Consider the following 18,906-nt stretch of genomic DNA (forward strand, 5'->3'; position numbering starts at 1 on the left):
GCTCTCAGGCTTCCAGATCGAAGCGATCGGCGTTCATCACCTTGACCCAGGCGGCGACGAAGTCCTTCACGAACTTCTCCTGGTTGTCATCCTGGGCGTAGACTTCCGCATAGGCACGCAGGACCGAGTTCGAACCGAAGACGAGATCGGCGCGCGTGGCGGTGAACTTCTTCTCACCGGTCTTGCGGTCGCAGATGTCGTAGGAGTTCTTGCCCGTCGGCTTCCAGGTGAAGGCCATGTCGGTCAGGTTGACGAAGAAGTCGTTCGTCAGCTGACCTTCGCGGGTGGTGAACACGCCATGCTTGGTGCCGCCATAGTTGGCGCCGAGCACACGCAGACCGCCGAGCAGCACCGTCATTTCTGCACCGGTCAGGCCCATCAGCTGGGCGCGATCGAGCAGCATCTCTTCCGGGCTGACGACATAGTCCTTCTTGGTCCAGTTGCGGAAACCATCGGCCAGCGGCTCGAGCGGCTTGAAGCTCTCGGCATCCGTCTGTTCGGCAGTGGCATCGCCACGACCGGCGGCGAACGGCACGGTCAGGTCGTAACCGGCAGCCTTGGCCGCCTTTTCCACGCCGACATTGCCGGCCAGCACGATGACGTCGGCAACGCTCGCGCCATATTCGGCCGCGATCGGCTCAAGCACCGCCAGAACCTTGGCGAGACGGGCCGGCTCATTGCCTTCCCAGTCACGCTGCGGAGCGAGACGAATGCGGGCACCGTTCGCACCGCCGCGCATGTCGGACTGGCGGTAGGTCCGCGCGCTGTCCCAGGCGGTGGCGACGAGGTCTGCGATCGAGAGGCCGGAAGCCGCGATCTTGGCCTTGACGGCGCCGATGTCGAAGTTCTTCGGGCCAACCGGGATCGGATCCTGCCAGATCAGGTCTTCGGTCGGGGCCTCTGGGCCGATGTAGCGAACGCGGGGGCCGAGGTCGCGGTGGGTCAGCTTGAACCAGGCACGGGCAAACGTGTCCTGGAAGTAGGCCGGATCCGCCATGAACTTCTCGCAGATGGCGCGGTAGGTCGGGTCGACCTTCATCGCCATGTCGGCATCGGTCATCATGGGCATGCGGCGGATCGACGGATCGGACGCATCGACCGGCATATGCTCTTCCTTGATGCCGATCGGCTGCCACTGCTGGGCACCGGCGGGGCTGTGGGTGAGCTCCCAGTCATAACCGAACAGAAGCTCGAAATAGCCCATGTCGAACACGGTCGGATTGGTCGTCCAGGCGCCTTCGATGCCCGAGGTCACAGCGAGGCTTGCCTTGCCGTTCTGGTTCGGGTTCATCCAGCCGAAGCCCTGGTTTTCCAGGTCGCCGGCTTCCGGCTCAACGCCGAGCGCCTGCGCGTCGCCGTTACCATGCGCCTTGCCGACGGTGTGGCCACCGGCGGTCAGCGCTGCGGTTTCCTCGTCGTTCATCGCCATGCGGGCGAAGGTCTCGCGGACCTGGGCGGCGGTCGCCATCGGGTCCGGCTTGCCGTTCACGCCTTCCGGGTTCACGTAGATGAGACCCATCTGCACGGCGGCGAGCGGGTTTTCCATCGTGTTCGGCTTGGTCACATCTTCGTAGCGGCTATCGGAGGGGGCGAGCCACTGCTTTTCCGCACCCCAGTAGACGTCCTTTTCCGGACCCCAGATGTCGGGACGGCCAAAGGCGAAGCCGAAGGTCTTCAGACCCATGTCTTCGTAGGCAACCGTGCCCGCAAAGAGGATCAGGTCGGCCCAGGAGATCTTGTTGCCGTACTTCTTCTTGAGCGGCCACAGCAGGCGGCGGGCCTTGTCGAGGCTGGCATTGTCGGGCCAGGAATTGAGCGGAGCGAAACGGATATTGCCGGTGCCGCCGCCACCACGGCCGTCGGCCAGGCGATAGGAACCGGCAGAATGCCAGGCGAGACGGATCATCAGGCCGCCGTAGTGACCCCAGTCGGCCGGCCACCATTCCTGGCTGTCGCGCAGCAGGGCCTTCATGTCGGCCTTCAGCGCTGCGACATCGAGCTGCTTCACGGCTTCACGATAGTTGAAGTCCTTGCCCATCGGGTCGGTCTTCGTGTCGTGCTGGTGCAGGATGTCGAGGTTCAGCGCGTTCGGCCACCAGGCCATCGGCGTTGCGCCGCTTTCCGTGTTCGAACCGTGCATGACCGGACATTTCCCGCCATTTTTGTTGCTCATGGTATCCATGATGTACCTCCTTGAAGAACCCGCTTGTCCAGGATCGAATGGCTGACCTGCTCCTGAAGAGCATGCCCGCATCACAATCCGATGAAATGGCGACGAGACTTTGGAGAGCCTCGCCTGATCCGTCTTCATCTGCCTCGACGCGGAAACAGATAAGGCAGGACCGCCCCCTTAAGGCGATCCACCCGACGTCATCTGGAATTGTTCTAGCAAAGGGTTCCGATTAATGTAAGTTGGAATTTATGATCGGTTCCATAGGATAGGGTTATGATAAACTTCACCCTGCGCCAGCTGCGTTATTTCGAGGCGCTCGCCCGACATGGCCATTTCGGACGGGCCGCGGAAGCCTGTTCAATTTCCCAGCCGGCTCTGTCGGTGCAGATCAAGGAGCTGGAAGAAGCGCTCGGTGCGGAGCTCTTCGAAAGGGCCGCGCGACAGCTGCGCCTGTCTGCCTTCGGCGAGGAATTTCTCCTTCGGGTGCGCGAGATCCTGCGCTCGGTGGATGAATTGGGCGATCTTGCCCGGGCCCATCGCAAGCATCTGGTCGGGCGCCTGCGCATCGGGGTCATTCCGACGGTGGCGCCTTATCTTCTTCCGGGAATGATTTCGGCACTCACCCGTGAAAACGCCGATCTCGACATCCATGTTCGCGAAACGGTAACGCCGAAGCTTCTGCAGGAGTTGGCGGAAGGACGCCTGGACACCGCGATCGTCGCCTTGCCGGTGTCCGAGCCCTCGCTGACCGAAATGCCCCTGTTCGAGGAAAGCTTCGTGCTCGTCCGTCCCAAGGAGGATGCCGACAAGCCCGTGCCGAGCCGCGACATGCTGCGCGAGATGCGTTTGCTGCTCCTGGAGGAGGGCCATTGCTTTCGCGAACAGGCACTCTCCTTCTGCGATATGGGCACGGTTCGCCCCCGCGAGATCCTCGACGGCAGCTCGCTCTCGACGCTCGTGCAGATGGTCGGTGCCGGCATCGGTGTCACGCTGATCCCGGAGATTGCCATGCCGGTCGAGACCCGCTCTGCGGATGTCGCAATCGCCCGCTTCGAGGACCCGCAACCATCCCGCCGGATCGGCATGATCTGGCGCAAGACCAGCCCCATCGCCAAGCAGCTGACGGAGGTGGCGGATGTGGTGCGGCGTTCAGCTGACGCTCTGCAGGGGAATGCCTCGCACCGGTGACACGGATTGCGGAAACCTTCGCTCCCGAAAGGCGTTCGGGAGGGCAAGGGAGTGGCATCATGTGGACCTGGTTGAAGGAAAATCACGCGATCATTTCAGCGTTGTCGAGCTTCGCGATGCTCGGTGTGTGGATGCTCTATCTGCATCTGTTCTACTCGAGCTACCGCCATCAGCTCCGGCCCAAGATCCTGATCACCAGGGGAGGGGGCGACACGGTCGCCGCTCGGTGCATCGTCACCAATATGAGCTCCGAAATCATCTTCGTGCAGGCGGTCTTCTTGCGGCTCTCCTATCCAGACCGGGAGCAGGTCTATTCCCTGAGCGAAGCCGATCGCAAAGGCTTCTCGCCATCGGACCGACGCAGCGAACTCGTGCAGGGGCCCTTGCGCAGCGGTGACTTTCTCGATCTCGGCTCGTTCGAGGAGCTGCTGTCGAGCGTGCCCGGCTCCGGCGACGCCCGGGACGAACTTGCCGCAGCCGATGCTTTGTCTGTCGTTGCCGTCGGCTGCTACACCTGGCACGACCGCCTGGTGGCCGCAGAGCGATCCTTCCGGTTGAGTCGTAACAAGGCCGACCAGATCACATTGGTCCCCTCGCGCGTCTTCGCGCGGCAGATCCGATCGAGAGCCGAACGCCGCAAGGTCGCCCGCATGATCGAACACGAAGCAGGATCGAGAGAATCGCGCCGGAGTTGACAATATGAAGGAACGGCGCGCGCAAGCGCCGCTAGAGGGACCGACGGGATGTTGGAAAAATGGTGCTGCTAGAGAGATTTGAACTCTCGGCCTCTCCCTTACCAAGGGAGTGCTCTACCCCTGAGCTATAGCAGCATCTGGCGGGCGACGCTGAGTGGTCGGCCCGGAACGAGGCGCCTATTGCCACAGAGTTTTGGGGAGCGCAAGCCGTAAAGCGTCGAGCTGGCCAAGTTTTGTGACAGGGCCGTCAGGGTCTTTTCGATTTTTCTTCGATCGGTTATCACGCAGCCATGACGAATGACCTGGAAAACAAGGGCGAAGCGGAAGACGACGCTGCGAAGGCGGCGCGGCTTGCCGATCGTGGAAAACGTGCTCTCTCAGACGCCGAACAGAGGCGGCGGGAGCGGGCTGCCGCGAAGCTCAGAGAAAATCTGGCGCGCCGCAAGCAGCAGTCGCGCGCTCGCCGTGCCGGAGAGGCAGAAGACGGCATCGGTTTGCCGGCGGCCCGCGGGAACGATCGTCCGGGTGATCCCGACGACGACGGTTGATAAGCGGCTGGGCTTTCCATCCTTTGCCGCAAATTCGTCCAAACCCGGTGATTAACCGAGCGTTGCGGCGTCAATTGAACCGCCCGTGGTTTTCGTCTAAAGAGCCAGCCTCGCCGGATTGGCTTCCCCTCACACGTTCTCAAGGAAAGGCGGGCAGTTTTCGCCCGTATCGCAGGCTCTCATGGATCGCATCAGGATTGTTGGTGGCAATGCGTTGAACGGGATCATCCCGATCTCGGGCGCCAAGAACGCAGCCCTTCCCCTGATGATCGCCTCGCTTTTGACTTCCGACACGCTGACGCTCGAAAACGTCCCGCATCTGGCCGACGTCGAGGGCCTGATCCGTATTCTCGGCAATCATGGCGTCGATATCGCCGTCAACGGTCGCCGCGAACATCAGGATGGCTCCTATTCGCGAACCATCCATTTCACCTGCCGCACGGTTGCCGACACCACCGCGCCCTATGAGCTGGTTTCCAAGATGCGCGCCAGCTTCTGGGTCATCGGACCCTTGCTTGCACGCGAAGGCCAGGCCCGCGTCTCCCTGCCGGGTGGCTGCGCCATCGGCACGCGTCCAGTCGACCTCTTCATCGAAGGCCTGGCAGCCCTCGGCGCCGAGATGGAAATCGACGGCGGCTACATCAATGCCAAGGCGCCGAAGGGCGGCCTGATCGGCGCCCGCTACACCTTCCCGAAGGTCTCCGTTGGTGCGACCCATGTCATGCTGATGGCCGCCTCGCTTGCGCGCGGCACGACCGTCATCGGCAATGCCGCCCGCGAACCCGAAGTCGTCGACCTCGCCAACTGCCTGATCGCCATGGGTGCGAAGATCTCCGGTGCCGGCACCTCGACGATTACGATCGAGGGTGTGCCGAGCCTCTCCGGCGCACGCCACCGCGTCCTGCCCGATCGCATCGAGACCGGCACCTATGCCATGGCGGTCGCGATGACCGGCGGCGACGTCACGCTTTCGGGCACGGATATCACGCTTCTCGACACGGCAATCGAAGCCATCCGCCGCGCCGGCGCCGAAGTCTCTGCCGTCGAGGGCGGCATCCGTGTCATCGGCCACGGTGACCAGATCAAGCCGGTCGATATCGTGACGGAACCCTTCCCCGGTTTCCCGACCGACCTGCAGGCGCAGTTCATGGGCCTGATGACCCGCGCCAATGGCGTCTCGCATGTCACCGAGACGATCTTCGAAAACCGCTTCATGCATGTCCAGGAACTGGCGCGCCTCGGAGCCAAGATCACGCTTTCCGGCCAGACGGCCCGGATCGAGGGCGTCTCCCGCCTGCGCGGCGCGCCCGTGATGGCAACCGATCTGCGCGCATCCGTGTCGCTGGTCATCGCCGGCCTGGCCGCCGAAGGCGAAACCATGGTCAGCCGCGTCTATCATCTCGATCGCGGTTTCGAGCGACTGGAAGAAAAGCTCACCCGCTGCGGCGCGATCGTCGAGCGCATTAGCGACTGACGGCAGCCGCAGGCCCGCTTTCTCGGCAAGGGCGGGGCGAAAAGTCTTTTTGCCCCGTTGCCACTGGACAAGCCGCAACCTATGTCGAAAACATGAATTCGACGGGCACCGCCGAAGGGCGATACTGTGAGGTGACATGACGGACTTGAAGCTGCTGGCGCTCGATGCCGATGATCTCGCGATCATTTCGGCCCATATGCAGGACGCCGTGTTCAAGGTCGGCGATTTGAGTTTCTCCGCACGCTCCGGGCTGTTTTCGCTCGCGGCTAACCGCTTCGTCTGGGAAAAGGCGGCGCGGGTTTCCAAGAGCTTCGAGCGTCGCCGCGCGGCCCTCAGCTTCAAGCGGGTTGAAGCGGTCCGCTCGATCGGCTTCGATCGAAGCAAGGCCGATGAGGTGATGAGCCTGCTTGCGATCCGCTATGTGCCGAAGGGCGAGGGGCCTGATGGTGTTGTGGAAATGGTGCTGGCCGGCGGCGGAATGATCGCCCTGGAAGTTGAGTGCATCGAGGCCCAGCTCGCCGATACCGGCGGCGCCTGGGAAACGACGGCCCGGCCGGAGCATGAAGCCGGCTGAGACGGAAAGCGCTGCGGGCTGCAGCGCCATGAATTTGGAAATGCTGAAGAGGGAATGACGGGGCGTGGCAATCTGGCTGGATCAGGCATCGGGGGAATTCGAGGCGCGTTTTGCCGCCTTCCTGACGACCAAGCGTGAAGTTTCCGACGATGTGAACGACGCGGTTCGCAAGATCATCGACGATGTGCGCACCCGCGGTGATGCCGCACTCGCCGACTATTCCAGGCGCTTCGATGGCGTGGATTTCGTAGCGGTTCCCATGCAGGTCACGGCCGAAGAGATTGCCGCCGCACTTGCGTCGACGGCACCTGAACTGATCGAAGCGCTAAAGCTTGCCGCAGATCGCATCGAGCGGCACCACGCACGCCAGATGCCGAAGGATGACATCTACGAAGATGCGATCGGCGTCGGTCTTGGTTCGCGCTGGACGGCAATCGACGCCGTCGGTCTCTATGTGCCGGGCGGCACGGCGAGCTATCCGAGCTCCGTGCTGATGAACGCTCTGCCGGCCAAGGTCGCAGGCGTCCCGCGGATCGTGATGGTGGTGCCGGCAACCGGTGGCGCGATCAACGCGACTGTTCTCGCTGCAGCCAGCATCGCCGGTGTGACGGAGATTTACCGCATTGGCGGTGCCCAGGCCGTGGCAGCCCTTGCCTACGGCACGGAGACGATCGCGCCCGTTGCCAAGATCGTCGGCCCCGGCAATGCCTATGTTGCCGCAGCCAAGCGCCAGGTTTTCGGCACGGTTGGGATCGACATGATCGCCGGCCCCTCGGAAGTTCTCGTCATCGCCGACAAGAACAACGATCCGGATTGGATTGCCGCCGACCTGCTCGCCCAGGCCGAACACGACCCGGGCGCCCAGTCGATCGTCATCACCGATGATCGCGCTCTTGGAGAAGCCGTGGAAGCGGCTGTCGAGCGGCAGCTCAAATCTCTGCCGCGGGCCGAGACGGCGTCGGCGAGCTGGCGTGATTTCGGTGCCATCATCAAGGTTGAAAAGCTTGAAGACAGCATTCCGCTCGCCAACCGCATTGCCGCCGAACACCTGGAGCTCGCTGTCGATGATCCAGAGCCGCTGATCTCTGGCATCCGTAATGCCGGCGCGATCTTCGTCGGCCGCCATACGCCCGAAGTCATCGGCGACTATGTCGGTGGCTCCAATCACGTGCTGCCGACGGCCCGCTCGGCCAGGTTCTCCTCAGGGCTGGGCGTGCTGGACTATGTCAAGCGCACCTCGATCCTCAGGCTCGGGCCGGACCAGCTGCGCAAGCTCGCCCCGGCGGCGATCGCACTCGCCAAGTCGGAGGGCCTGGACGCCCATGCCCGCTCCGTCGCCATCAGGCTCAATCTCGGGGACTAGGGATGGCAGCGGGCGACTTTCGGCTCTCAGATGTCGTGCTGGACGAGACCATCGGTCGCTCGACCCCTGACGTCGAGCACGAGAGGGCCGTCGCCATCTTCGATCTGATCGAGGAAAACAGCTTCGAACCCGTTGGCCATGCCGGTGGTCCCTACAAGCTCTATCTGTCGCTGATGGACCGCAAGCTGGTCTTCTCGATCAAGACGGAGGCTGGCGAGGACGTGGCCGTCCATATCCTCTCGCTGACACCGCTGCAGCGGATCATCAAGGACTACTTCATGATCTGCGAGAGCTATTACGAGGCGATCCGCTCCTCGACACCGTCGCAGATCGAAGCGATCGACATGGGCCGTCGCGGCATCCACAACGATGGTTCCCAGACCTTGATGGACAGGCTCTCGGGCAAGATCAAGCTCGACTTCGACACGGCACGCCGTCTTTTCACCCTGGTCTGCGTGCTCTATTGGCGGGGCTAGGCACCATGGATGAGGGCGGGGTAGGTAGCCGCCGTTCGTCGCGGCCGGGGGCGATCCTCTTCATGTGCGGCCAGAATGTCATTCGCAGCCCGATGGCCGAGGCGATTGCGAGGCAGGCGCTTCCCTCGGGCACCTGGGTAGCATCGGCCGGCGTCAAGAAGGGGGAGCGGGATCCCTTCGTCGATGTGGTGCTCGACGAGATCGGTCTGTCGCTCGGCCGCCGCCAGCCTCAGACGCTCGAGGATATGGCCGACGACTTCTTCGATCTCGTGGTGACGCTGACGCCCGAAGCACATCATGCCGCATTGGAGCTGACGCGTCATTCCGCTGTCGAGGTTGAATACTGGCCGATGCCCGATCCGACGGTTGAGACCGGAAGCCGCGAGCAAAGGCTCTCCGCCTATCGCGACGTGCGCGATCGGCTGACCAAGCTGATCCGCGAAAGGCTCGTGCTGGCGCCGGATTAAAGGCGTTTTCGCCCCTCTTGAAACATTTTCCGAAAGCCGAATCTACAAGGTTCACAAATGCCGGGCGATTGTGTAGTTTCCGCCCACATTTTCGGGGCCCTCCGCGCGCCCCGCTCTAAAACCCCAGGAAAGACAACCGCTCTATGGCAAAAGAAGAAGTCCTCGAATTCCCCGGTGTCGTCACCGAACTGCTGCCCAACGCCACTTTTCGCGTGAAGCTCGAAAACGAACACGAAATCATCGCCCACACGGCTGGCCGCATGCGCAAGAACCGTATCCGCGTTCTCGCCGGCGACAAGGTCCTCGTCGAGATGACCCCTTATGACCTGACCAAGGGCCGCATCACCTACCGCTTCAAGTAAGGCTTGAACCACGAGCCGAGGCTTGAGGAGCGCGTCCGGATGGAATTGAGACAGAAGCTGATTTTGGCCTCCGGGTCGCCCCGCCGCGTGGATCTCTTGAAGCAGGCCGGCATTGAGCCCGCGCGTCTGATGCCGATGGATCTCGACGAAACGCCGAAGAAATCGGAGCATCCCCGCTCGCTCGCCCGCCGCCTCTCCGCTGACAAGGCGAGGGCCGCACACCAGCAGGTGCGCAAGGATCTCACCTGGGGCGACAGCTACATCCTTGCCGCCGACACCGTCGTTGCCGTCGGGCGCCGCATCCTGCCGAAGGCAGAGCTGATGCAGGAGGCCTCCTCGGCGCTGCATCTGCTTTCCGGCCGCAGCCACTGGGTCTTCACCGGCGTCTGCCTGATTGCTCCTGACGGCAAGCTGCGCCAGAAGATCGTCGAGACCAAGGTGCGCTTCAAACGCCTCTCCGGCTACGACATCGAGTGCTATCTTGCTTCGGGCGAATGGCGGGGCAAGGCCGGCGCCTATGCCATCCAGGGCATTGCCGGCAGCTTCGTGCAGAAGATCGTCGGCTCCTACACCAATGTGGTTGGCCTGCCGCTCTTCGAGACGCTGCAGATGCTGCAAGGCGAGGGCTATGACGTCCATACCGGCTGGACGGAGGGCTGATCATGGCAGGACAAGAGCACCAGCGGACCGCTAAAGTCGAGCCGCTGCGCAAGACACGGCCATGCCCCGAATGCAATCGTCCCTCGACGCGCGAGAACTACCCCTTCTGCTCCGACCGCTGCCGCAACCTTGATCTCTCGCGTTGGCTGAAGGGCTCCTATGCCATTCCGGTCGCCGACGACGAGTCCAAGGCTGACGACGATTACCGCGACTGAGGAATTGCCATCCCGAACAAGGGGTGCAGCCAGTGGCGATCTGCTTGTTCTTGTTCACCTTTCAGCGATTTTCACATCTTCTTCAAAAAAGTGCCCGAAGGCGCTGGACATGGCCGAACAAGATGTTATAACCCCGCTCGCTCCCGGGGATATGCCCCGGCGGTCTTGAAAAAGACCGGCAGGCTTTGCACAGAAGCCGAGATGCCCGGATAGCTCAGTTGGTAGAGCAGCGGATTGAAAATCCGCGTGTCGGTGGTTCAAATCCGCCTCCGGGCACCATTCCTTCCTTTAAAATTCGCTCTCATGCAGTGCCGCACAGAGACCTTGTCTACGCAGCTCTGCTTTGTGCTGCCGAACCTCTATCGTTGACGCGTGCATGGCAAATTTCCGCTATCCTGCATTGAGTGAGCACACAATTCTTCGCAGTTTGTTAACCATCAGCTGATCAATATCATCCATCAATTTTAGCTGTTTTGATCAGGCAGAAGTATTTGATGGGTAGCATTATCACCAACGGCGCAGCGATCTCAGCGCTGCAAGTCCTTCGCAACATTTCCGGACAGATGGGAGCGGCGCAGGAGGAAGTCTCTTCAGGACTAAGAGTTAAGACGGCTGCCGACAATGCTGCCTACTGGTCGATATCGACGACCATGCGCTCGGACAACATGGCAATGTCTGCGGTGCGGGATGCACTGGGATTGAGCGCGGCCGTGTTGGACACGACCTATGCGGCAGTGGAGACATCCATTGATATCATGGCGCAAATCACCGCCAAACTGGTTGCAGCGCAAGAACAGGGCGTGGACAAGACCAAGATTAATGAGGAGCTTGATCAATTCAAGCAGCAGCTGCAATCGACGATGGATTCTGCAAGTTTCAACGGCCAGAACTGGCTTTCGTGGAACAGCGGCGAAGACTCCAGAGACAAGCAGATTGTCAGTTCCTTCATCCGCAGCAGCGATGGGAATGTTTCGCTGGGAGCGATCTCCTATGAAATTAATACGCCACCGCCGAGAACCGACACCAATGTGCAGTACTTCGTCGACAACGGGGGCAGTGGGGAATACGGCATCTTGTCGAGCGAGGCCTTCGCTGTTCAGGCGGGTTCAGCGATCAATTACGTATTGATCCTCGGCTCGACGGCTCCCGCTTCCGCCGTGGAATTGGTGCTCAGCAACGCGACGTCCTCCGAAGAACTTGATGACATGATCAGCACCGTCGAGGCGATGACAAAGCAGATGGTCTCCGTTGCCTCCCAGATCGGTTCGATGATTTCTCGTGTGGAGATGCAGGCGGAGTTCGCCTTGAAGCTTTCTGACAGCATAGACAGCGGCATCGGCCGGCTTGTCGATGCCGACATGAACGAGGCGTCAACGCGGCTGAAGGCGCTGCAGACGCAGGAGCAATTGGCCGTTCAGTCCCTGTCGATGGCCAACAGCCAGCCGGAGAGTTTGCTCACCTTGTTCCGCCAGTAGGAGCGCGGTCCGGTGGTCCCTGGCTAAGAAGATGAAGAGTGGCGCGTCTCGCCTGAGAGGTTTTGCTCCGCTGCAATATTGCTCTCAGGCGCACTTCAGCTTCACCGCATATTGACCGATAGCGATTTATCGATTACGACTGACGAAATTCAAAAATCGTCAGTCGTAAATCATCATGACCCCAGTTGCTCCGCAGTCCCAGGATTCCGCCGACACCTCGACCCGTATTCTTCAGGCGGCCGAGGCGCAGTTTCGGCATTATGGCTACAGCAAGACGACCGTCGCCGATGTGGCGAAGGATCTCGGCATGTCGCCGGCCAATATCTATCGGTTCTTCGGCTCCAAGAGCGAACTGCTCGAGGGTGTGTGCGCCCGCATGCTGCAGCAGAGCCTTGAAGTTGCAAGGGCTGCCGCTGCGCTCCCGCTGAGCGCCGAGGAAAGGCTGCGCCGCTACTCGATGAGCCATTTCGAGTTCACGGTCGCCACCATGCTCGACGAGCGCAAGGTCCATGAAATGGTCGTTGTCGCCATCGAGCAGAGCTGGGGTGTCATCGACAAGCATATCGACGAGATCCAGGCGATCCTGACCGAGATCATCGCCGACGGCATGGAAAAGGGGGAGTTCGCCAAAGGTGATCCTGCCCATGCGGCCCGCTGTTTCGGCGCTGCGACCTCGCCGCTGCATCATCCGCAGATGGTGGCCCAGTGCATTGGCAAGACCAATCGCGCCGGGCCGGAAGATTTGACTGAATTCGCCATTCGAGCCCTCAAGATCTGAGCCCCAGCCGGGGAGGAACCACCATGTCCGCCAGCGTTCGCTTTTCCTTGCCTGCATTATCGCTCCTCGCAGCATTCGGGCTTGCAGCCTGCACGGAGGGAGGAGCCGAGGTCGTTGAAGAGCCGAGCCTTCGCCCGGTCAAGGTAGTCGAGATCGAAGCCCCGTCCACTGCGCGGGAGCTGCGCTACTCCGGAACGGTTAAGGCCCGCAGCGAAGCTGCAGCCGGTTTCCGGGTTGGTGGCAAGATCATCGAGCGTCTCGTCGATATCGGCGATCGTGTGGCCCCGGGTGACGTGCTGGCACGCATCGACGTGACTGATTATCAGCTCCAGATGAAGAGCGCCGAGGCAAGTCTCGCCGCTGCCGAACGTCAGCTGGAGACCGCGGATTTCGCCTTGAAGCGTGCCGATGCGCTGTATCGTCAGCAGGTCACCACCAAGGCACAGCTCGAGCAAGCGCAGTTGAGCTACAATCAGGCGCTTGCCACGCGCGACAGCCAGCGCTCCTCGCTGGAGCAGGCACGCAATCAGGTCGCCTATGGCGAGCTCAAGGCCGACAAGCCCGGGATTGTCACGCAAATCAGCGCGGACGCAGGACAGGTGGTTGCCGCCGGCAGCCCCGTCGTGACGGTCGCGGCGGATGGCGAAAAGGAAGCCCTGATCGCCGTGCCGGAAAACGAGATCTTCGCCTTTGCGCCTGGCAAGGCAGTCGAGGTCGGTTTCTGGTCCAAGGATGGCCTGACCTTGCAGGGGACCGTCCGTGAAGTGGCCGGCAGCGCGGACGCCACCTCGCGTACCTTCGCCGTGCGCATCGCGCTTCCGGATAATCCGCAGATCCTGCTCGGCATGACCGCGCGCGTCACGGCCACCGCGCCCTCCGATACCAACCTGTTCGAACTGCCTCTGTCGGCGCTGACGCGCGATGGCGCCAAACAGACGATTGTCTGGACCGTCGATCGCATGGCAGCGACAGTCCATGCCCGTCCCGTCGCGGTCGACACCTTCTCCGACAAGGGGATTCAGATCTCCTCGGGACTTGCCCCCGGCGATCTGGTGGTCGTGGCCGGCACGCAATTCATGGCGGAAGACATGAAGGTGCGCCTTGCCGACAAGGACCTGCCGCGCGCCGCAGACGCCGGTAGCGACGCAGCGAAGCCCGACGCGGCGACCCGCTGAGCCCAGCGACCTCACCTTCGGATCCAGACATCATGACACACTCTCCTGCAGAGCCGGGCTCGTTCAACCTGTCCCGTTGGGCGATCGCACATCCCAGCATCGCGCGTTTCCTCTTCGGCCTGATCATCCTGACCGGCCTCTTCGGCCTCATGCGCATGGGGCAGAAGGAAGATCCCGATTTCACCTTCCGCGTCATGGTCGTCCAGGCCTTCTGGCCCGGCGCCTCATTGACCGACATGCAGGATCAGGTCGTCAACAAGATCGAGCGAAAGCTGCAGGAAACGCCCTATCTGGATTGGGTGAAGTCCTATACCCGCCCGGGCTCCGCGATCATCACGCTGCAGGTGAAGGGCAATACCGATGCCGATGACGTGGCAGAGGCCTTCTACCAGGTCCGCAAGAAGGTCGGCGACATCGAGAACGAGCTGCCGGACGGCCTTCTCGGACCCTATTTCAACGACGAATTCGGTGACACCTACATCACGCTCTATGCCCTGACGGGCGACGGCTACAGCTATCCGGAGCTGAAGCAGTATGCGATCCAGGCGCGTGACGTTCTCCTGTCGACCGAAGGCGTTGAGAAGGCCGTGGTTCTGGGTGACCAGCCACAAAAGATCTTCATCGAAGTCTCGTCCAAGGCGCTTGCCGAGCGGGGCCTCACCTTCACCGATCTGCAGAATGCGCTTGCCGGTCAGAATGCGATCGATGCGACGGGCAGCATCGACACCGGCTCGCGATCGGTCCGCATCTCGGTCGATGGTGGCTTCTCGGCTGCCGAAGACATCCGGGAGCTACGGCTGAACTCCGGCAGTCAGGTGACGCGTCTCGGCGACATCGCCACCGTCACCGAAGGTCTGGAAGATCCCTATCAGCGCAAGTTCCGCTTCAACGGCAAGGATTCGGTCCAGGTCGGCGTCGTCATGGCCAAGGGCTTCAAGGTGACGGATGTCGGCCACGCCGTGGAGCAGACGCTGGAGCGCTTTGAAAGCACCCTGCCGATCGGCCTTGAAGTCTCGCAGATCTCCAACCAGCCGGAAGTGGTGCGGGAAGCGATCGGCGAGTTCATGAAAGCGCTTGGCGAGGCTCTCCTCATCGTGCTCGTGGTCTCCTTCGTTTCCATCGGCTGGCGCTCGGGCCTTGTGATCGCGATCGCCATTCCCCTCGTGCTCGCGGCCACCTTCGCCGTCATGTACGAACTCGGCCTCGATCTGCAGCGCATTTCGCTGGGCGCCCTGATCATCGCGCTGGGCCTGCTCGTCGATGACGCCATGATCGTCGTGGAACTCATGGAGAGAAAGCTGGAAGAGGGGCTCGACAAGCTCGATGCGGCGAGTTTCGCCTATTCGTCGACGGCCTTTCCGATGCTGACCGGCACGCTCATCACCACGGCGGGCTTCATTCCCGTCGGCTTCGCCGAGTCCACCGCCGGTGAATATGTCCGCTCGCTCTTCTACGTGGTCGGCATATCCCTGGTCATCTCCTGGTTCGTCGCCGTCTATTTCACGCCCTGGCTCGGCTACATGATCCTGAAACAGCGAGCCCATGTCGGCGATCATCACGATGCCTTTGACACCGCCTTCTATCGTCGGCTGCGCAGCGTCGTGGGCTGGGCTGTCCAACACAGGCTTATCGTGATCGGCGCCACCCTGGCGGTGTTTGCTGTCAGCCTCTGGTCCTTCCAGTTCATTCCCAAGAACTTCTTCCCGCAGTCCTCGCGTCCCGAGATCCTCGTCGACATGTGGCTGCCGGAGGGGACCTCCATCAAGGAGGTCGAAGAGGAGGCGAAGCGTCTCGAAGCCTCGCTCCTGACCGACGAAGACCAGCGCTTCGTCGCCACCTATGTCGGGGAAGGGGCGCCACGCTTCTTCCTGCCGCTTGACCAGCAGCTTCGCAACCCGAACTATGCCCAGCTTCTGGTCATGGCAAAGGATGAGGAGGCCCGCGAGCGGCTGATCACCAAGCTGCGCTTGACACTGGCCGAGGACTTTCCCTCGGTCCGCGGCAAGGTCGATCGCCTCTTCCTCGGCCCTCCCACGGGATGGGCGGTTCAGATGCGCGTCAGTGGGCCGGAGCGGGAGGAGGTGCGCCGCATCGCCGATCAGGTGAAGGCGCGCTTCCACCAGAACCCCATACTGCAGGCCGTTCACGACGATTGGCTGGAGCCGGTCACTGCGATGACCCTCGTCGTTGATCAGGATCGTGCGCGCGCACTCGGCGTCTCCTCGCAGCGCCTGCGCCAGATGCTGCAAGCAACGATGAGCGGGGCGCCTCTCGCAGATGTTCGCGCTGGAGAGGAGACGATCTCAATCGTGGCCCGCGAGCCGGAAGAAAGCCGTCGCCTGCTGAGCGCCGTCAACTCGATCTACGTGCCAACCGATCTCGGCGCCTTCATTCCCTTGTCGCAGATTGCCAAGGTGGTTCCGACCCTGGAGCAGGGCATCGAATGGCGCCGCAACCGCCTGCCCACCATCACGGTCCGCGCCACGGTCCCCGACGGCGTCCAGTCGAACGACGTGACCTTGAAGATGTTCGAGGACATGCAATCGCTGCGCGACAGCCTGCCCGCCGGTTATGCGATCGAGATCCAGGGAGGGGCGGAAGACAGTGCCGAGAGCCAGAACTCGATCGCCGCCAAGGCGCCGATCATGCTGCTCGTCATCGTCGTTCTGCTGATGATCCAGTTGCAGCATTTCGGCAAGGCCATGCTGGTGCTCGCCACCGGTCCGCTGGGCATCATCGGTGCGGCTGCAGCGCTGCTGATCTCAGGCGCCCCCTTCGGCTTCGTCGCGATCCTCGGCGTCATCGCGCTGCTCGGCATCATCATCCGCAACTCGATCATCCTGATCGACCAGATTGACCAGGATATCGCGGCCGGCATGGAGCGGCGGGAAGCCATCATTGGCTCGGCGGTGCGCCGCTTCCGCCCGATCATGCTGACGGCGCTGACCGCCGTGCTTGCTCTGATCCCGATCTCTCGCGGCATTTTCTGGGGCCCGCTCGCCTACGCCATGATGGGCGGCATCCTGGTCGCGACGGTTTTGACCATCCTGGTTCTGCCGGCAGCCTATGCCTTCTTCTTCGGTCGCTCTCCCCACAAAGCGTGACCGAAGCGAGAGGAGGAGGGGATCCCCAAGCCTCTCCTCCTCTCCCCCTGAGGGCACAGGCGGCTGGCGCTGTGAGCCCTTCTTTTCTTGATCGGTTGATAAATTTTTCTGACCTTGTTAGATCGCCTCAAAAGGCGACAAAACCGGTTTCCTCTTTGCGACGCATATCCCCGGAAGCATTGATTCTGCGGCACTATCTTGAATCGCTAACTTTTGTTGGGCTTGCTGAAAAACCGCTACATCAGTGGAAATTATGCGCTGCAACGCAGCGATTACGGCGAAAACCAGACCAAATCTGTGACCGAATTGAGCCGAATCTCTCTTTACAACGTTTCCGAAGGCGATAAGACACTGCTTCAGTGATTGAAAGGACGCCTTTTGTCGCTTGTCAGAATACGACTTGAGCATGGCGGCCCTTCGATTGCCGGAAGACCGGTTGACCCCGACCTTCACAAAACACGGGCGCGATCCACGCGCCGCGGGACCAAAAGAACCGGCGTAGGCTCTTGTCCTCCGCCTTTGGGAGACTGCTCATGAAAACCAAGTTCGCACTTGCTGCCGCAGCCCTTGCAGCGGCAACCTTCCTGTCGGGCGCCGCAAGCGCCAAGACCTTCGTTTATTGCTCGGAAGGTTCGCCGGAAGGCTTCGACCCCGGCATGTACACCGCCGGCACCACCTTTGATGCCTCCGCCCATCCGATCTACAGCCGCCTGATGGAATTCAAGCCGGGCACGACGGAAGCCGAAGCCGGTCTCGCCGAGAGCTACGAAGTCAATGCCGACGGCACTGAATACACCTTCAAGCTCCGTCCGGGCGTCAAGTTCCACACCACCGATTTCTTCACCCCGTCGCGCGAACTGAACGCTGACGACGTGATCTTCTCGCTGGAGCGCCAGCTGAAGGCTGACCATCCGTGGAACCAGTATGTTGCCGGCACCTCTTGGGAATATGCCGCTGGCATGGGCTTCCCGGAGCTGATCAAGACCATCGAGAAGGTTGACGATCTGACTGTCAAGATCACCCTGAACCGTCCGGAAGCTCCGTTCCTCGCGAACCTCGCGATGCCTTTCGCATCGATCGTTTCGAAGGAATATGCCGACAAGCTCGAAGCTGAAGGCAAGAAGGAACAGCTGAACCAGATGCCGGTCGGCACGGGTCCGTTCTCCTTCGTCGGCTACCAGCAGGACGCCGTCATCCGCTACAAGAAGAACGCCGACTACTGGGGTGGCGCACCGAAGATCGACGACCTCGTCTTCGCCATCACCACCGATGCCGCCGTTCGCTACCAGAAGCTCAAGGCTGGCGAATGCCACCTGATGCCGTTCCCGAACGCAGCCGACGTTGAGTCGATGAAGTCCGACCCGGCCCTGACGGTCATGGAGCAGGAAGGCCTCAACGTCGCCTACCTCGCCTACAACACGACCCAGGCTCCGTTCGACAAGCCGGAAGTCCGCAAGGCGCTGAACAAGGCGATCAACAAGGAAGCCATCGTTGATGCCGTCTTCCAGGGCATGGCAACGCCGGCCAAGAACCCGATCCCGCCGACCATGTGGTCCTACAACCAGTCCACCCAGGACGACGCGTACGACCTGGATGCTGCCAAGAAGGAACTCGAAGCAGCTGGCGTCACCGGTCTGTCGATGAAGATCTGGGCTATGCCGGTTTCGCGTCCGTACATGCTGAACGCACGTCGCGCTGCTGAAATCATGCAGGACGACTTCGCCAAGATCGGCGTCAACGTCGAGATCGTGTCCTACGAATGGGCCGAATACCTCGACCGTTCGAAGGCCAAGGATCGTGACGGCGCCGTCATGCTCGGCTGGACCGGCGACAACGGCGACCCGGACAACTTCCTCGACACCCTGCTCGGCTGCGAGGCCGTCGGCGGCAACAACCGCGCTCAGTGGTGCAACGAAGAGTTCAACGAACTGGTGAAGAAGGCCAAGGTCACCTCCGACCAGGCCGAGCGCACCAAGCTCTACGAAGAAGCTCAGCTCGTCTTCAAGCGCGAAGCACCTTGGGCCACGATCGACCACTCTCTCTCGGTCGTTCCGATGCGCAAGGAAGTCTCCGGCTTCGTTCAGAGCCCGCTCGGCGACTTCACCTTCGAAAACGTCGACATCGCCGAGTAATCGGAACTGTCATCCTTTCGCCGCGGGCCATTGTGCCCGCGGCGTTT

At 61.7% G+C, this 18,906-nt stretch carries 17 protein-coding genes and 2 tRNA genes; 17 read left to right on the forward strand and 2 right to left on the reverse strand.

Annotated elements, in window-relative coordinates:
- Window positions 1-4: 4 nt before the first annotated feature.
- Window positions 5-2,182: a catalase/peroxidase HPI gene (gene katG, locus M1E12_RS21995; RefSeq protein WP_479563287.1), complete on the reverse strand. Its 2,178-nt coding sequence runs from the start codon at window positions 2,180-2,182 to the stop codon at window positions 5-7.
- Between the two features lie 264 nt (window positions 2,183-2,446).
- Here katG and M1E12_RS22000 point away from each other — a divergent pair, with 264 nt between their 5' ends.
- The gene (locus M1E12_RS22000; protein WP_136542735.1) at window positions 2,447-3,361 is read left to right on the forward strand and encodes a hydrogen peroxide-inducible genes activator; all 915 of its coding nucleotides are present in this window, start codon (window positions 2,447-2,449) and stop codon (window positions 3,359-3,361) included.
- 59 nt (window positions 3,362-3,420) lie between these two features.
- Window positions 3,421-4,056 carry a hypothetical protein gene (locus tag M1E12_RS22005; protein ID WP_479563288.1) on the forward strand — a complete coding sequence of 212 codons (636 nt, stop codon included), beginning with the start codon at window positions 3,421-3,423 and terminating at the stop codon, window positions 4,054-4,056.
- A gap of 60 nt (window positions 4,057-4,116) precedes the next feature.
- On the opposite strand, the gene M1E12_RS22010 is transcribed toward M1E12_RS22005, so the two are convergent.
- Window positions 4,117-4,191 (reverse strand) — tRNA-Thr (locus tag M1E12_RS22010).
- Window positions 4,192-4,346: 155 nt separating this feature from the next.
- On the opposite strand from M1E12_RS22010, the gene M1E12_RS22015 reads away from it, so the two are divergent.
- From M1E12_RS22015 to M1E12_RS22085, 15 genes are all read left to right on the forward strand, one after another.
- Entirely contained in the window at window positions 4,347-4,604 is a 258-nt protein-coding gene (locus M1E12_RS22015; protein ID WP_310240234.1) for a hypothetical protein, read from the forward strand.
- Between the two features lie 181 nt (window positions 4,605-4,785).
- On the forward strand, window positions 4,786-6,078 hold the full coding sequence (gene murA, locus M1E12_RS22020) for a UDP-N-acetylglucosamine 1-carboxyvinyltransferase (RefSeq protein ID WP_113460025.1): 1,293 nt from the start codon (window positions 4,786-4,788) through the stop codon (window positions 6,076-6,078).
- A gap of 136 nt (window positions 6,079-6,214) precedes the next feature.
- Window positions 6,215-6,652, forward strand: a complete 438-nt coding sequence (locus tag M1E12_RS22025; RefSeq protein ID WP_479563289.1) for a DUF2948 family protein — start codon at window positions 6,215-6,217, stop codon at window positions 6,650-6,652.
- 64 nt (window positions 6,653-6,716) lie between these two features.
- Window positions 6,717-8,015, forward strand: a complete 1,299-nt coding sequence (gene hisD / locus M1E12_RS22030; protein ID WP_479563290.1) for a histidinol dehydrogenase — start codon at window positions 6,717-6,719, stop codon at window positions 8,013-8,015.
- Between the two features lie 2 nt (window positions 8,016-8,017).
- Window positions 8,018-8,491: a UPF0262 family protein gene (locus tag M1E12_RS22035; protein ID WP_113460022.1), complete on the forward strand. Its 474-nt coding sequence runs from the start codon at window positions 8,018-8,020 to the stop codon at window positions 8,489-8,491.
- 5 nt (window positions 8,492-8,496) lie between these two features.
- Window positions 8,497-8,958 carry an arsenate-mycothiol transferase ArsC gene (locus M1E12_RS22040; RefSeq protein WP_479563291.1) on the forward strand — a complete coding sequence of 154 codons (462 nt, stop codon included), beginning with the start codon at window positions 8,497-8,499 and terminating at the stop codon, window positions 8,956-8,958.
- Between the two features lie 143 nt (window positions 8,959-9,101).
- Entirely contained in the window at window positions 9,102-9,320 is a 219-nt protein-coding gene (infA, locus tag M1E12_RS22045; protein ID WP_004435948.1) for a translation initiation factor IF-1, read from the forward strand.
- A 39-nt stretch (window positions 9,321-9,359) separates the two neighbouring features.
- Window positions 9,360-9,980: a Maf-like protein gene (locus M1E12_RS22050; protein ID WP_113460020.1), complete on the forward strand. Its 621-nt coding sequence runs from the start codon at window positions 9,360-9,362 to the stop codon at window positions 9,978-9,980.
- A 2-nt stretch (window positions 9,981-9,982) separates the two neighbouring features.
- Complete coding sequence (gene yacG, locus M1E12_RS22055) at window positions 9,983-10,195, forward strand: DNA gyrase inhibitor YacG (protein ID WP_136543212.1); 213 nt, start codon at window positions 9,983-9,985, stop codon at window positions 10,193-10,195.
- Window positions 10,196-10,398: 203 nt separating this feature from the next.
- Window positions 10,399-10,474 (forward strand) — tRNA-Phe (locus tag M1E12_RS22060).
- 215 nt (window positions 10,475-10,689) lie between these two features.
- Complete coding sequence (locus M1E12_RS22065) at window positions 10,690-11,670, forward strand: flagellin N-terminal helical domain-containing protein (RefSeq protein WP_479563292.1); 981 nt, start codon at window positions 10,690-10,692, stop codon at window positions 11,668-11,670.
- 175 nt (window positions 11,671-11,845) lie between these two features.
- Entirely contained in the window at window positions 11,846-12,448 is a 603-nt protein-coding gene (locus M1E12_RS22070) for a TetR/AcrR family transcriptional regulator (RefSeq protein WP_479563293.1), read from the forward strand.
- Window positions 12,449-12,471: 23 nt separating this feature from the next.
- Window positions 12,472-13,623 (forward strand): efflux RND transporter periplasmic adaptor subunit, encoded by a 1,152-nt coding sequence (locus M1E12_RS22075; RefSeq protein WP_479563294.1) that lies wholly within the window; start codon window positions 12,472-12,474, stop codon window positions 13,621-13,623.
- Between the two features lie 32 nt (window positions 13,624-13,655).
- The gene (locus tag M1E12_RS22080; protein WP_479563295.1) at window positions 13,656-16,727 is read left to right on the forward strand and encodes an efflux RND transporter permease subunit; all 3,072 of its coding nucleotides are present in this window, start codon (window positions 13,656-13,658) and stop codon (window positions 16,725-16,727) included.
- Window positions 16,728-17,260: 533 nt separating this feature from the next.
- A complete protein-coding gene (locus tag M1E12_RS22085) occupies window positions 17,261-18,859 on the forward strand; it encodes an ABC transporter substrate-binding protein (protein ID WP_479563296.1) in 1,599 nt (532 codons plus the stop codon).
- Window positions 18,860-18,906 lie beyond the last annotated feature (47 nt).

This window comes from Rhizobium sp. K33, assembly GCF_056501445.1.

Bases quoted from the DNA above. Each gene is read 5' to 3' on its own strand.
- katG (WP_479563287.1), bottom strand. From the start codon at position 2,182: ATGGATACCATGAGCAACAAAAATGGCGGGAAATGTCCGGTCATGCAC.
- M1E12_RS22000 (WP_136542735.1), top strand. From the start codon at position 2,447: ATGATAAACTTCACCCTGCGCCAGCTGCGTTATTTCGAGGCGCTCGCC.
- M1E12_RS22005 (WP_479563288.1), top strand. From the start codon at position 3,421: ATGTGGACCTGGTTGAAGGAAAATCACGCGATCATTTCAGCGTTGTCG.
- M1E12_RS22015 (WP_310240234.1), top strand. From the start codon at position 4,347: ATGACGAATGACCTGGAAAACAAGGGCGAAGCGGAAGACGACGCTGCG.
- murA (WP_113460025.1), top strand. From the start codon at position 4,786: ATGGATCGCATCAGGATTGTTGGTGGCAATGCGTTGAACGGGATCATC.
- M1E12_RS22025 (WP_479563289.1), top strand. From the start codon at position 6,215: ATGACGGACTTGAAGCTGCTGGCGCTCGATGCCGATGATCTCGCGATC.
- M1E12_RS22035 (WP_113460022.1), top strand. From the start codon at position 8,018: ATGGCAGCGGGCGACTTTCGGCTCTCAGATGTCGTGCTGGACGAGACC.
- M1E12_RS22040 (WP_479563291.1), top strand. From the start codon at position 8,497: ATGGATGAGGGCGGGGTAGGTAGCCGCCGTTCGTCGCGGCCGGGGGCG.
- infA (WP_004435948.1), top strand. From the start codon at position 9,102: ATGGCAAAAGAAGAAGTCCTCGAATTCCCCGGTGTCGTCACCGAACTG.
- M1E12_RS22050 (WP_113460020.1), top strand. From the start codon at position 9,360: ATGGAATTGAGACAGAAGCTGATTTTGGCCTCCGGGTCGCCCCGCCGC.
- yacG (WP_136543212.1), top strand. From the start codon at position 9,983: ATGGCAGGACAAGAGCACCAGCGGACCGCTAAAGTCGAGCCGCTGCGC.
- M1E12_RS22065 (WP_479563292.1), top strand. From the start codon at position 10,690: ATGGGTAGCATTATCACCAACGGCGCAGCGATCTCAGCGCTGCAAGTC.
- M1E12_RS22070 (WP_479563293.1), top strand. From the start codon at position 11,846: ATGACCCCAGTTGCTCCGCAGTCCCAGGATTCCGCCGACACCTCGACC.
- M1E12_RS22075 (WP_479563294.1), top strand. From the start codon at position 12,472: ATGTCCGCCAGCGTTCGCTTTTCCTTGCCTGCATTATCGCTCCTCGCA.
- M1E12_RS22080 (WP_479563295.1), top strand. From the start codon at position 13,656: ATGACACACTCTCCTGCAGAGCCGGGCTCGTTCAACCTGTCCCGTTGG.
- M1E12_RS22085 (WP_479563296.1), top strand. From the start codon at position 17,261: ATGAAAACCAAGTTCGCACTTGCTGCCGCAGCCCTTGCAGCGGCAACC.